Annotated in this window: 10 protein-coding genes; 9 read left to right on the top strand and 1 reads right to left on the bottom strand. The window is 57.1% G+C overall.

Annotation, left to right across the window (positions count from 1 at the left end):
* Window positions 1-256: 256 nt before the first annotated feature.
* A complete protein-coding gene (locus tag ACFO3A_RS06530; RefSeq protein WP_377724993.1) occupies window positions 257-2,305 on the top strand; it encodes a diguanylate cyclase domain-containing protein in 2,049 nt (682 codons plus the stop codon).
* A 48-nt stretch (window positions 2,306-2,353) separates the two neighbouring features.
* On the top strand, window positions 2,354-3,313 hold the full coding sequence (gene lhpI / locus ACFO3A_RS06525; protein WP_377724992.1) for a bifunctional Delta(1)-pyrroline-2-carboxylate/Delta(1)-piperideine-2-carboxylate reductase: 960 nt from the start codon (window positions 2,354-2,356) through the stop codon (window positions 3,311-3,313).
* A gap of 114 nt (window positions 3,314-3,427) precedes the next feature.
* Here lhpI and ACFO3A_RS06520 read toward each other — a convergent pair whose 3' ends face one another.
* Window positions 3,428-4,546 carry a beta-ketoacyl-ACP synthase III gene (locus ACFO3A_RS06520; RefSeq protein ID WP_377724990.1) on the bottom strand — a complete coding sequence of 373 codons (1,119 nt, stop codon included), beginning with the start codon at window positions 4,544-4,546 and terminating at the stop codon, window positions 3,428-3,430.
* Between the two features lie 175 nt (window positions 4,547-4,721).
* On the opposite strand from ACFO3A_RS06520, the gene rfbB reads away from it, so the two are divergent.
* From rfbB to ACFO3A_RS06485, 7 genes are read left to right on the top strand one after another with little or no spacing between them, the layout of a single operon-like run.
* Entirely contained in the window at window positions 4,722-5,777 is a 1,056-nt protein-coding gene (gene rfbB / locus ACFO3A_RS06515) for a dTDP-glucose 4,6-dehydratase (RefSeq protein ID WP_377724989.1), read from the top strand.
* Between the two features lie 17 nt (window positions 5,778-5,794).
* Window positions 5,795-7,090 (top strand): nucleotide sugar dehydrogenase, encoded by a 1,296-nt coding sequence (locus ACFO3A_RS06510; protein ID WP_377724987.1) that lies wholly within the window; start codon window positions 5,795-5,797, stop codon window positions 7,088-7,090.
* 19 nt (window positions 7,091-7,109) lie between these two features.
* Entirely contained in the window at window positions 7,110-8,057 is a 948-nt protein-coding gene (locus ACFO3A_RS06505) for a Gfo/Idh/MocA family protein (RefSeq protein ID WP_377724985.1), read from the top strand.
* Entirely contained in the window at window positions 8,054-8,638 is a 585-nt protein-coding gene (gene wbpD, locus ACFO3A_RS06500) for a UDP-2-acetamido-3-amino-2,3-dideoxy-D-glucuronate N-acetyltransferase (RefSeq protein ID WP_377724983.1), read from the top strand. Before ACFO3A_RS06505 ends, wbpD begins: the two co-directional genes overlap by 4 nt.
* Before the next feature lie 4 nt (window positions 8,639-8,642).
* Window positions 8,643-9,746 carry a DegT/DnrJ/EryC1/StrS family aminotransferase gene (locus tag ACFO3A_RS06495; protein WP_377724980.1) on the top strand — a complete coding sequence of 368 codons (1,104 nt, stop codon included), beginning with the start codon at window positions 8,643-8,645 and terminating at the stop codon, window positions 9,744-9,746.
* 20 nt (window positions 9,747-9,766) lie between these two features.
* On the top strand, window positions 9,767-11,593 hold the full coding sequence (locus tag ACFO3A_RS06490; protein WP_377724979.1) for an acyltransferase family protein: 1,827 nt from the start codon (window positions 9,767-9,769) through the stop codon (window positions 11,591-11,593).
* Window positions 11,590-12,858 (top strand): lipopolysaccharide biosynthesis protein, encoded by a 1,269-nt coding sequence (locus tag ACFO3A_RS06485; RefSeq protein WP_377724977.1) that lies wholly within the window; start codon window positions 11,590-11,592, stop codon window positions 12,856-12,858. The genes ACFO3A_RS06490 and ACFO3A_RS06485 overlap by 4 nt, the downstream gene beginning before the upstream one ends.
* Window positions 12,859-12,860 lie beyond the last annotated feature (2 nt).

Genomic DNA, 12,860 nt, shown 5'->3' with positions numbered 1-12,860 from the left:
TCTTGACTATTTTGTATTGTTCGACGGATTGCCTCCGTCGTCCTGGCGCTCCCGTGCAGAACCTGGCCCATAGCGCTTCCTTCCATTCAAGGGAAAAGATTGCACCATTAAAACCTGGGATCAAACATCTAAGCCCCGGCCCCCTGGAAAACCTCGCCAACCGGCAGACCCATAGCCTGTCTGTATAGCATTCCCAGAGTCAATTGATAGGTAAAAATTATTAACATTTATGTATGAATAATTAGAATTATCGGCTTTGTCCGCCCCTCCCCCCTTGTCTCGTATGCGCCCTGCGACTCTTCTGGCCTGCTTTCTGCTGTCCCTGCCCGGCCTGTTCGCAGGCCCGACCCATGCAGCAACGGCAGTAAGCCTGCAACTGAAGTGGCGCCATGCGTTTCAATTCGCCGGGTACTACGCCGCGCAGCAGCAGGGCTATTACCGCGAGGCCGGGCTGGAAGTGGACATCCGCCCCGGCACCCCCGATTCCGACCCGGTGCAGGACGTGATCGAAGGGCAGGCGGACTTCGGCATCGGCACCAGCGGCCTGGTGCAAAGCCGCGCCGCCGGGCTGCCCGTGCAGGTGCTGGGCGTGGTGCTGCAACACTCTCCCCAGGTGCTGCTGACCCATGCCGACAAGCCGCTGCACCTGCTGCGCGAACAGGGCAACCCGCCGACGATGCTGGAAGCCTCCGCCGGGGAGCTGCTGGCCTACCTGGCCGAGGAGAACATCTCCCCGAAGACGCTGCGCCTGCTACCGCACAGCGGCGACGTGCGCGATCTGGCCAGCGGCAAGGTGGCCATCATGTCCGGCTATTCCAGCTACGAACCGTTTCAGCTCAACCAGCTGGGCGTGCCGTTTCACATCTACACGCCGCGCCGGACGGGCATCGATTTCTACGGCGACAACCTGTTTGCCAGCGAAGTCCTCACCCGCAGCCGGCCCGCGCTGGCCCACGCCTTCTGGGACGCCAGCGTGCGTGGCTGGAAGTACGCGCTGGCGCACCGCGAGGAAGTGATCGACCTCATCCTGCATGACTACGCCCCCGACCTGAGCCGTGCCTTCCTGGAGTTCGAGGCCGAGCAGATCATCCAGCTCATGCAGCCCGACCTGGTCGAAGTGGGCTACATGACCCGGGAGCGCTGGCAGCAGATTGCCGCCACCTATGCCCGCCTGGGCCTGGTGCCGCCGGGCTTCGACGTTCAACCCCTGCTGTTCCAAAGCGCCAAGGATCGGCAGTTGCAGCAGGCCCGCAATGCGCTGACCCGCACACTGGTCGGCGCCGCCATGCTGGTGCTGCTGGGCATCGTGGTGATCGTCTACATCTACCGCACCAACCAGCGCCTGCGCAGCACCCAGACCCGGCTGCGCCTGAGCGAGAGCCGCTACCGCATGCTGACGGAGGAGATGAAGGACGTGATCTGGACCGTGGACGTGGAGACCCTGCGCTTCAGCTACGTCAGTCCGTCCGTGCAGCCCCTGCTCGGCTACAGCGCCGAGGAGGTGCTGCAAAACGGCCTGCCCGGCGCACGGGAAGCCATCGAGCGCATCGTGCAGCCCGGCCTGCCCCGATTCAAGGCAGGCGACATCACCAGCGGGGGCCATGAAACCATCACCCTGGAGCTGCGCCACAAGGACGGCCAAACGCTCTGGGCCGAGGTGATCTGCCACCTGATGCACAACCCGGAAAACCAGCGCATCGAGCTCCAGGGCATCACCCGCGACATTACCGAGCGCAAGCGCCAGCAGGAGCGCATCGCGCACATGGCCCAGCACGACGCCCTGACCGGGCTGGCCAACCGCTCGTTGTTCAGCGAGCATTTCCAGCAAGCCCGCGCCTTTGCCGACCGCGACCAGCATGCGATGGCGCTGATCTACATGGACCTGGACAAGTTCAAGCCCGTCAACGACACCTGCGGCCACCTGGTGGGCGACCGGCTGCTGTGCGCCGTGGGCACGCGCATCAATGCCTGCGTGCGCGGCTCGGACATCGTGGCCCGCATCGGCGGGGACGAGTTCCTGATCCTGCTCAGCCGGGTGCGCGATGCCTCCAGCGCCATGCAGGTGGCGCAGAAAATCCACCTCGCGCTCAAGCAGCCCTTCGAGATCGACGGGCACCGCCTGGAAATTTCCAGCAGCCAGGGCGTCGCCCTCTACCCCGAACATGGCCGCACCGAAGCCGAATTGACCAAATGCGCCGATACCGCCATGTACCAGGCCAAAAACCGAGGGCGCAACCGGGTGCGGTTGTACCGGCCCCATCCCCGTTCCGCCCCGCCACAAAACCCTCCGCCCGAGGGGCGGTAAAGTACCCGGGAGATGCCTCTCCCCCGTCCGTTAGCAAAAAGTCTTTCCATGCCCTCCTTCCCCGAGCTGCAAAAACCCGCCGCCAGCCACGGCATGACCGTGTTCGGCCCGGCCCGCACGGCCGAGCTGCTGGATTTCCGAACCGTCATCGACGCACTGGCCGTGGCCGCTGGCGAATATGCGCAGGGGCAGATCCTGAGCCCCGAACGCATGGTGGTGCCGCTGGGCGATGGCGGCGTGCTGCTGAGCATGCCGGCGACTGCCGCCGACATCGGGATTCACAAGCTGGTGACTGTGCAACCCAAAAACGCCAGGCTGGGCATTCCGACCATTCACGGCACGGTCACGGTGTGCGATGCCGCCACCGGCCAGCCGCTGTTTGCCCTGGACGGGCCGGAGGTCACGGGCCGCCGCACCGCAGCCATCACGCTGCTGGCAATCCGCGAGCTGGCAACGTCTGCGCCCCGGGAAATCCTGCTGTACGGCACCGGCGCACAGGCCCGCTACCACGTGCAGGCGCTGGCCACGATTTACCCGCAGGCCCGAATCTGGGTGCGCGGCAGCAGCCCGCAAGCGGCCGCGGCCTTCAGCGACAGCCTGCGCCCCGTCCACCCGCACATCGCCGCCTGCCCCGAGGCGATTCCCGCCAGCGTGGACGTGGTCATCACGGTCACGACCAGCACCGAGCCGATCTATAACGAACCCGCCAGGCCGGGGCGGCTGGTGATCGGCGTGGGCGCATTCAAACCCGAAATGGCCGAGATCGGCAAAACCACGCTGGATGGCAGCGTGCTGTTTTCCGACGACCCGGCAGGCGCCCGCCACGAGGCAGGCGACCTGCTGCGTGCGGGCATCGACTGGCGCCGGGTGCGCTCGCTGGGTTCGCTCATGCAAGACGGCCCCGGCGGCGCGGGCCCCTTTGTCTTCAAGAGCGTCGGCACCGGCGCCTGGGATTTGGCCGCAGCGCGTGTCGCCGCCAGGGCCGTGCAAGCAGAGACTCTTGCTTAATTGATTCAAATAAAATAGCTGCTACCGCTGATTATTATTGGATTTCAGAAATATTCAATATTGAAACCCAATAACTACCAGCGGTAGCAGCTATTTTTTTATTGGAACACGCTCTTACTGCTTGCGCACCGCCACGCTGCCCACCGAATAGCCTGCGCCGAAGGAGCAGATCACGCCCACGTCCCCGGCTTGCAGGTCGGCGCGGTGCTGGTGGAAAGCGATGATGGAGCCGGCAGAGGCCGTGTTGGCAAAGGTATCCAGAATCAGCGGAGCGCGGTCGGCAGTGGCCGTGCCCACCAGTTTTTTGATGACGAGCTGGTTCATCCCCTCATTGGCCTGGTGCAGCCAGTAGCGGCGCACCTGATCGGGCTGCAATTGCAGCTGTGCCAGATGGCCCTCGATGTGGGCGGCGGCAATCGGCACCACTTCCTTGAACACCTTGCGCCCTTCCTGGCGGAAGGTCTTGTCGCGGGCCTGGGGGTCGGTGTCCTCGCAACGGTTCATGAAACCGAAGTTGTTGCGGATGTTGTTGGAAAACTGCGTCGCCAGCCGGGTACTCAGGACTTCCCAGCGCTCGGCCGCCACGGCAGCATCGGCCCGCTCGATCAGGATAGCGGTACACACGTCGCCAAAGATGAAGTGGCAATCGCGGTCGCGCCATTCCTGGTGGGCCGAGGTGATTTCCGGGTTCACCACCAGCACGCAACGGCTTGCCCCAGAGCGCACGGCATTGACCGCCTGCTCCAGCGCAAACGTGGCCGACGAGCAGGCCACGTTCATGTCGAACCCGTAGCCCCCGGCGCCCAGCGCCTGCTGGATTTCCACCGCCATCGCCGGGTAGGCCCGCTGCATGTTGGAAGCGGCGCACAGCACCATGTCCACGTCCGCCCCGGTGCGCCCGGCCTGCGCCAGCGCCTGCTGCGCAGCGGCCACGGCGATCTCGGCCATCAGCGACAGTTCATCGTCGCCGCGCTGCGGGTAATGGGGGAACATGCGTTCGGGGTCGAGAATGCCGCTTTTTTCCATCACGTAGCGCTGCTGGATGCCCGAGGCTTTTTGGATGAACTCCACGCTCGAATGCTGCAACGGCGCCTGCTCGCCCCGCTCGATGGCCTGCGCATGGCGGGCATTGTGCAAATCCACATAGCGGTTGAAGGCTTCGACCAGCTCGGTATTGGTGATCGTGAAAGGCGGCTGGTACAGCCCGGTGCCCGTGATGACAGCAGAATACATAGCGACACAAAATAAAACCCCATCCGGGGCGGTGCGTAAGTGTAGCCAAGCTGGTACGCACCATTGGCACGAACGTGCTTTTCACAAACAACCCGCCCGACCAGCGCCACGGCCCCGCTGTTTACAATCGTTAATTGCTTGCGAGCAGAATACGTCAGCAGCTACTTACATCCCTATGAAACTCCTGGTCACTGGCGGCGCTGGCTTTATTGGCTCGGCCCTGATTCGCCACCTCCTCCGCCATACCCCCGACAGCGTGGTGAATGTCGACAAGCTCACCTACGCCGGCAACCTCGGCTCGCTGGCCGAATGCAGCGCCGGCCCCCGCTACGCTTTCGAGCAGGTGGACATCTGCCACCGCGCCGAACTTGACCGCATCTTTGCCCAGCACCGGCCCGACGCCGTCATGCACCTGGCCGCCGAAAGCCATGTGGACCGCTCCATCGACGGCCCTGCGGCGTTCATCGAGACCAACATCGTCGGCACCTATACCCTGCTGGAAGCCGCCCGCACGTACTGGAACGGGCTGGAGGGCACCCAAAAATCCGCCTTCCGCCTGCACCACATCAGCACCGACGAGGTCTACGGCGACCTGCACGGCACGGACGACCTGTTCACCGAAACCACCCCCTACGCCCCCAGCAGCCCGTACAGCGCCAGCAAGGCCAGCTCCGACCACCTCGTCCGCGCCTGGCAGCGCACCTATGGCCTGCCCACGCTGGTGACCAACTGCTCGAACAACTACGGCCCCTACCATTTCCCGGAAAAGCTGATTCCCCTCGTCATCCTAAATGCTCTAGAGGGCAAGCCCCTGCCGGTGTATGGGAAGGGCGAGCAAATCCGCGATTGGCTCTACGTCGAAGACCATGCCCGGGCGCTCTACGCCGTCGTCACGCACGGCCAAGTGGGCGAAACCTACAACATCGGCGGCCACAACGAAAAGCGCAACATCGACGTGGTACGCAGTATTTGCACCCTGCTGGACGACCTGCACCCCCGCGCCGACGGCCAAAGCTACGCCGCGCAGATCACCTTCGTCGCCGACCGCCCCGGCCACGACCTGCGCTACGCCATCGACGCCCGCAAAATCGAGCAGGCGCTGGGCTGGGTGCCGCAGGAGACTTTCGATACCGGCCTGCGCAAGACGGTGGCCTGGTACTTGGATAATCTCGCCTGGTGCCGACAGGTGCAGGATGGCAGTTATCAGCGGGAGCGCTTGGGCCGTATTTGAATTTCCAACAAAAAATCATGAACCTGAACAACACAACCATTGCCCTTATTGGCCTGGGCTATGTCGGCCTGCCCCTGGCCGTTGAATTTGGCAAGCACCGCCCGGTCATCGGCTTCGACATCAACCGGACCCGCGTGGCCGAACTGCAAGGGGGCCAGGATCACACACTGGAATGCAGCCCCGAACAGCTCAAGGCCGCCCGGCATCTGCGCTTCAGCAGCCAGTTGGACGACCTGCGTGACTGCGGCATTTTCATCGTGACCGTACCGACACCTGTGGACGATGCCCATCGCCCCGACCTCACCCCTCTGGTCAAGGCCAGCCAAACCGTCGGCAGCGTGCTGAAAAAAGGGGATGTGGTGATTTATGAGTCCACCGTATTTCCCGGTGCAACCGAAGAAATCTGCGTCCCTGAGCTGGAAAAAGCCTCGGGCCTGAAATTCAACCAGGATTTTTTCTGCGGCTACAGCCCCGAGCGCATCAACCCTGGCGACAAGGTCAATACGCTCACCACCATCAAAAAAATCACCAGCGGCAGCACCCCCGAAGCAGCCCTGGCAGTGGATGCGCTGTACCGCCAAATCATCACCGCCGGCACGCATCCGGCCAGCAGCATCAAGGTAGCAGAAGCCGCCAAGGTCATTGAAAACACCCAGCGCGACCTGAACATTGCCCTGGTGAACGAGCTGTCCGTCATCTTTGCCCGCCTGGGGATCGACACATTGGACGTGCTGGAAGCCGCCGGCAGCAAATGGAATTTCCTGCCCTTTCGCCCCGGCATGGTGGGCGGCCACTGCATCGGCGTGGACCCGTACTACCTCACGCACAAGGCAGAGCAGGTGGGCTATCACCCGCAGGTCATCCTTGCGGGCCGGCGCATCAACGACAACATGGGCCGCTACGTGGCCCGCAACACCATCAAGCGCATGCTGCAAGCCGGCATGGACGTGCCGCGCTGCCGCATCGGCGTGCTGGGCATGACCTTCAAGGAAAACTGCCCGGACATCCGCAACAGCAAAGTGATCGACGTGGTGCGTGAACTCCAGTCCTGGGGGGCCGAAGTCATCGTTGCCGATGCCTGGGCCGACCCGGCCGAGGTGCAGCACGAATACGGCATTCCCCTGGGAATCATCGATAAAGACCACCCCGTGGATGCGCTGATCGTTGCCGTAGGGCACAACGAGTACCGCGCCCTCTCTCCCGAACAACTCAAGGCCCTCACGCGCGGCAACAGCCCGGTGCTGGCCGACGTAAAAAGCCTGTACGACCGCCACATGCTGGCCGCAGCAGGCTTCAACGTCTTCCGCCTCTAACAATCCTCAGGTATTCCTCATGAAAAACTTCGCCCTGATCGGCGCTGCCGGCTACATTGCTCCACGCCACATGCGAGCCATCAAAGACACCGGCAACCACCTGGCCGTCGCCTACGACATCAACGACTCCGTCGGCATCATCGACAGCATCTCGCCCCAAAGCGAGTTTTTTACGCAATTCGAGCGCTTTTACGAATACGCCCACCAGCTCAAGCGCAACCCGGCCACTGCGCTGGATTACGTCGCCATCTGCTCGCCCAACTACCTGCACCACGCCCATATTGCCGCGGGCCTGCGCCTGGGCTGCGACGTCATCTGCGAAAAACCCCTGGTGCCCACCCCGGCGCTGATCGACGAACTGGCCCTGGTCGAACGCGAAACCGGCAAACGTGTTTTCAACATCCTGCAACTGCGCCACCACGACGCCATCCTGAAACTGCGCGAAAAAGTCGCTGCTGCGCCTGCCGATCGCAAATTCGACGTGGAGCTGACCTACATCACCAGCCGCGGCAAGTGGTACATGGAAAGCTGGAAAGGCGATCAAAACAAATCCTTCGGCGTAGCCACCAACATCGGCGTGCACTTCTACGACATGCTGCACTTCGTCTTTGGCAAGCTGCAGCGCAACGTCGTGCATTACAGCGCTGCCGACAAGGCCGCAGGCTATCTGGAATACGAACGCGCCCGTGTGCGCTGGTTCCTGTCGATCGACGCCAATGACCTGCCCGACGAGGTCAAAGGTAAAAAGCCCACTTTCCGCAGCATCGACATCAGCGGCGAGCAACTGGAGTTTTCCGAAGGTTTTACCGAGCTGCACACCACCAGCTACCAGGAAATTCTGGCAGGCCGCGGCTATGGGCTGGAAGACGCACGCCACTGCATCGAAACCGTGAACGTCATCCGCTCTGCCCAGCCCATCGCGGGCACGGCCGGGGAAGTGCATCCCTTTGTGGCACGCCTGGCATGACTGCGATCACCATCCACCCCAGCGCGATCGTGGACGACGGCGCACAAATTGGCGAAGGCAGCCGCATCTGGCACTTCGTCCATGTGTGCGGCGGCGCACGCATCGGCAAGGGAGTCTCGCTCGGGCAGAACGTCTTTGTCGGCAACAAAGTCACCATTGGCGACCACTGCAAGGTGCAGAACAACGTCAGCGTGTACGACAACGTCACGCTGGAAGAAGGCGTGTTCTGCGGCCCCAGCATGGTGTTTACCAACGTATACAACCCGCGTTCGCTCATCGAGCGCAAAAGCGAATACCGCAACACCCTGGTCAAGCAGGGCGCCACGCTGGGGGCCAACTGCACCATCGTTTGCGGCGTGACGATTGGCGAATACGCCTTCATCGGTGCCGGAGCCGTCATCAACAAGGACGTACCGGCATACGCCCTGATGGTCGGTGTACCGGCAAAGCAGATCGGCTGGATGAGCGAGTTCGGCGAACAGCTAGATCTGCCCCTGCAAGGCCCGGCCCAGGCCCGCTGCCCCCACACCGGCACGCTCTACACCCTCGACGACAAAACGCTGACCAGAACCACCGGGTAACGCCATGGACTTCATCGACCTTAAAACCCAATACCAGCACCTCAAAGCGCAAATTGACGCCAACATCCAGAAGGTGCTCAATCACGGCCAATACATCCTTGGCCCCGAAGTGGCCGAACTGGAAGAAAAGCTGGCCGCCTACACCGGCGCCAAGTACTGCATCACGGTAGCCAACGGCACCGACGCCCTGCAAATTGCCCAAATGGCACTGGGCATCGGCCCGGGCGATGAAGTCATCACCCCCGGCTTTACCTACATCGCCACCGCAGAAACCGTGGCCCTGCTCGGCGCCAAACCCGTATACGTGGACATCGACCCGCGCACCTGCAACCTCGACCCGGCTTTGCTGGAAGCGGCCATCACCTCCCGAACCAAGGCCATCATCCCGGTCAGCCTGTACGGCCAATGCGCCGACTACGACGCCATCAACGCCATTGCCGCCAAGCACGGCATCCCGGTGATCGAAGATGCTGCGCAAAGCTTTGGCGCAACCTACAAAGGCCGCAAAAGCTGCAACCTGACAACAATTGCCTGCACCAGCTTCTTCCCCAGCAAACCCCTGGGCTGCTATGGCGATGGCGGTGCCATCTTTACAAATGACGACGAGCTGGCCACAGTCATGCGCCAGATCGCCCGCCACGGCCAAGACCGCCGCTACCACCACATCCGGGTTGGCGTAAACAGCCGCCTGGACACCCTGCAGGCAGCCATCCTGCTGCCCAAACTGGCCGTGCTGGACGAAGAAATCGCCCTGCGCCAGCAAGTCGCCCAAAAATACCGAGATCTGCTCATCGACCATTCCCACGAAGAGGGAAATCCGGAACGCATCGTTCTCCCGCATACAGACACCCACAACACCAGCGCATGGGCGCAGTACACCCTGCAAGTGCCCAATCGCCAGGAGCTACAGGAAAAGCTCAAGGTACAAGGCATCCCCACTGCAGTGCATTACCCCATCCCGCTGAACCAGCAGCCTGCCGTGGCCGACCTGAAGGCACATCTGCCCGTGGGGGATGCGGTGGCGAAAAAAGTAATTAGTTTGCCGATGCATCCGTATCTGGATGAAGCCAGTATCGAAACCATCGCAGCGGCGATTACTCAACAATAAAAGCGCAATTCGCCTGCGTCATGAGTGCCATAAATTACCGCCCCGACATCCAAGGGCTGCGAGCCATCGCAGTCTTGGTTGTGATGCTGTTTCATTTCAACCCAGCATGGCTCCCTGGCGGATTTGTTGGCGTAGATGTATTTCTGGTCATTTCAGGTTTCTTAATCGTCAGTATCCTGCTGCATAAAAAAAAACAACCTGACTACCAAATTATCAATGTTTTAAAGTATTTTTATATCAGCCGCCTGAAACGCATTACGCCTGCATATTTTTCAATGCTGGTCCTTGTTTCTCTGCTAGCAGCGATATTTTTTATTCCACAGGATCTGGCCGTTTATAAAAATGGATTAAAACAAGCCATCTGGTTTAGCAGCAATCACTATTTTTCAGGTTTTGGAGATTATTTTGCTCCAGCAAACCATGAACAACCCTTGCTGCATACCTGGTCGCTGGCCGTAGAAATCCAGTTTTACCTTTTGGCGCCCTTATTGGTTTTACTCCTGCCCATCAAAGCACTTAAGTGGGTTTTTGCAGTGCTATTGCTTGGTCTGACTGCCGTAGCGGAATACCGCCTACGCATCTTAGGTATTCAGCAAGCAACCTACTACAGCTTGTATGCCCGTTTGCCTGAATTTTTTGTTGGCGGCCTTGTTGCACTGTATATAAACACAGGAAAGGGGTGGCATTCCTGGTACAGCAAGCTAGGAATAGTTTTAGTCCTGATCTCAGCAGTAATACAACCCCAGTTAGGCCCCTTTCCTGGTGTACCAGCTCTCTTGCCTGTCGCTGGTGCTGCGCTCGTCCTCTTATCTCCAGCACAAGGACTCGCAAGCCAGCTCCTGACCAACAAACCCATGGTCTGGCTGGGCGAACTGTCATATTCACTCTACCTGTGGCACTGGCCAGTATTGGCTTTGCTGCGCTACTGCACAGGCTCGCAGGTGCTGGACATGCCATCTAGCCTGCTATTCCTTGCCCTCACCCTGTTATTGGCCACCCTGTCGTTTTACTGGGTCGAAATCCCGCTGCGTGTGCATCAAATCCGCCTCAAACAAGCACTGGGCTATAGCGTGCTGGCAGGAGCTGCGCTGGTCACCGGCTCCAGTATGGCCAGAATCAACCAAGCATTATCTCCACCACCACTTCCCATCGAGTACCAACGCTACGCCGACCCAGCAACAATCTGCCACGGGCAGATCGTAGGGGACTGCCTGAAAGGCGACCTCAACAGCGATAAAGAAGTGTTGGTGCTGGGCGACTCCCATGCTGCCATGCTGAACCTGTTCTTCGATCAATTAGGCAAGGAGTTGGGCTTCAAGGCACGCATCATTACTGCCAGCAGCTGTGTGACCATCCCGGGGTTTGATTACCAGCGCATTGCCGAGTGGGCGCACAACTCCCGCTTGGCCCAAATTGAATATGCAAAACCTTATATAGAAAAAGCAGAAATTATATTTTTAGCAGCATTTTGGAACTGGCATTTCAAATCACAAGAATTTGAAAATATTCTACAAAATTTTATAGAAAACAATAAAGCCAAAAAATATATAATTAGTCAAGAACCTCTGTTAAGGGTGAACCCCATGAGGAGTTATAAATTTTCCACTCCCTACTTTACTGCAATTTCCGGAATCAATCCAGAGTACATAAACGCAAATAATAAATTAAAAAGAATCTCATGCAACGGGAAAATTTCATATTTAAATTTTCAAGATTTTTCGGTATTTAAATCTATTCCTCTATGGGAAGGTAAAATTATTTATTATGACGAACACCATTTAAATGAAATCGGTATAGAGCAATATACTAGGGAAGCCACACCAATAATAAAAAATATTATTCAATGATGAAAAATATATTGAAAAATGAAATCATTAAAAACACCTTTACTCTAATGATGGGGACGGTACTCTCCCAAGCCATTCCTATTTCAATCATCCCAATATTGACAAGAATTTTTACACCGGAAGACTTTGGCCTTCTGGCCTTATATGGAGCCTGCGTAACAATCCTGAGCGTTATCATTGCTGGACGTTATGAAATAACAATTATGCTTCCAAAGAGTGATGAAGAAGCAAAGATATTATTACAAACATCCATGATAATAGCCTTCTTGACTGCTACATTACTATGCATTCCGATATCATTACTTAATAAAGAAATTGCAAACTTATTAGGAAATAAAGATATCGCACCTTGGCTATACTTACTACCCTTTTCTGCACTACTCACGGGTATTTACCAATCATTAACTTACTGGAACAATCGCCAAAAGAAATTTAAAAATATCGCGACATCCAGAGTTAATCAAAGTTTAACCCAAGGATTAACCCAAACATTGTTTGGCTTTTCAAAAATGAGTGGAGGACTCATAATAGGACAAATACTAGGAATAGCCTCATCAGTTATTTTTCTATTAAAAAAAGATAACACCTATAAAAAAATAAAGGATATAAAAAACAAAGAAACCATCATCGAAAAGATGCTTGAATATAAAAAATTTCCGCAATACAGTATATTCGGGAGTTTGTGCGATACAGCAGCAGCACAAATGCCAGTTTTTATATTAACAAGATTCTATTCCTATACGATCACAGGGATGTTTAGCCTAACCTTTCGAGTGCTAAATATCCCTGCCACAATTATCTCGGCAGCAGTAGGCCAAGTACTTTTTCAAAAAATAGTAGAAATCAGTCACACAGCACCAGAAAAATTAAATAAATATATCATCAAAACATTCATTATTCTACTCCTCACATACCTTCCCGTCATACCAATATTATTTATATGGGGAGATGATTTATTTTCCTTTGTATTTGGCGAAAAATGGCGTGAAGCTGGTGTATATGCGGGGTATTTAGTGATTGCAGTAGCCATACGCTTTGCTGTTAGTCCCCTCAGTACCGTAATGGGGTTGGAGAAAAATGTTAAAACAGGTGTTTTTTGGCAGATATTATATTTTTGCACAATTATCCCGACTTTGTATTTCTCTTCATTCTTGCCCATCCAAGAATTCTTTATAATTTTCACTATTCATGAAGTGATTTTATATTTTATTTATTTAACTCTTATAATAAAATCCTCCAAACAGCAACTTAATTACAAGGTTTAAAT

The organism is Comamonas nitrativorans, assembly GCF_042654765.1.
In the GTDB taxonomy this organism is placed as follows: domain Bacteria; phylum Pseudomonadota; class Gammaproteobacteria; order Burkholderiales; family Burkholderiaceae_C; genus Comamonas; species Comamonas nitrativorans.
The sequence above is the reverse complement of the archived record's forward strand: the minus strand, read 5'-3'. Positions and strand labels throughout refer to the sequence as shown.

What these genes read in the sequence shown, in the direction of transcription:
- lhpI (WP_377724992.1), top strand. Translation starts at nt 2,354, where the DNA reads ATGCCCTCCTTCCCCGAGCTGCAAAAACCCGCCGCCAGCCACGGCATG.
- ACFO3A_RS06520 (WP_377724990.1), bottom strand. Translation starts at nt 4,546, where the DNA reads ATGTATTCTGCTGTCATCACGGGCACCGGGCTGTACCAGCCGCCTTTC.
- rfbB (WP_377724989.1), top strand. Translation starts at nt 4,722, where the DNA reads ATGAAACTCCTGGTCACTGGCGGCGCTGGCTTTATTGGCTCGGCCCTG.
- ACFO3A_RS06510 (WP_377724987.1), top strand. Translation starts at nt 5,795, where the DNA reads ATGAACCTGAACAACACAACCATTGCCCTTATTGGCCTGGGCTATGTC.
- ACFO3A_RS06505 (WP_377724985.1), top strand. Translation starts at nt 7,110, where the DNA reads ATGAAAAACTTCGCCCTGATCGGCGCTGCCGGCTACATTGCTCCACGC.
- wbpD (WP_377724983.1), top strand. Translation starts at nt 8,054, where the DNA reads ATGACTGCGATCACCATCCACCCCAGCGCGATCGTGGACGACGGCGCA.
- ACFO3A_RS06495 (WP_377724980.1), top strand. Translation starts at nt 8,643, where the DNA reads ATGGACTTCATCGACCTTAAAACCCAATACCAGCACCTCAAAGCGCAA.
- ACFO3A_RS06490 (WP_377724979.1), top strand. Translation starts at nt 9,767, where the DNA reads ATGAGTGCCATAAATTACCGCCCCGACATCCAAGGGCTGCGAGCCATC.
- ACFO3A_RS06485 (WP_377724977.1), top strand. Translation starts at nt 11,590, where the DNA reads ATGATGAAAAATATATTGAAAAATGAAATCATTAAAAACACCTTTACT.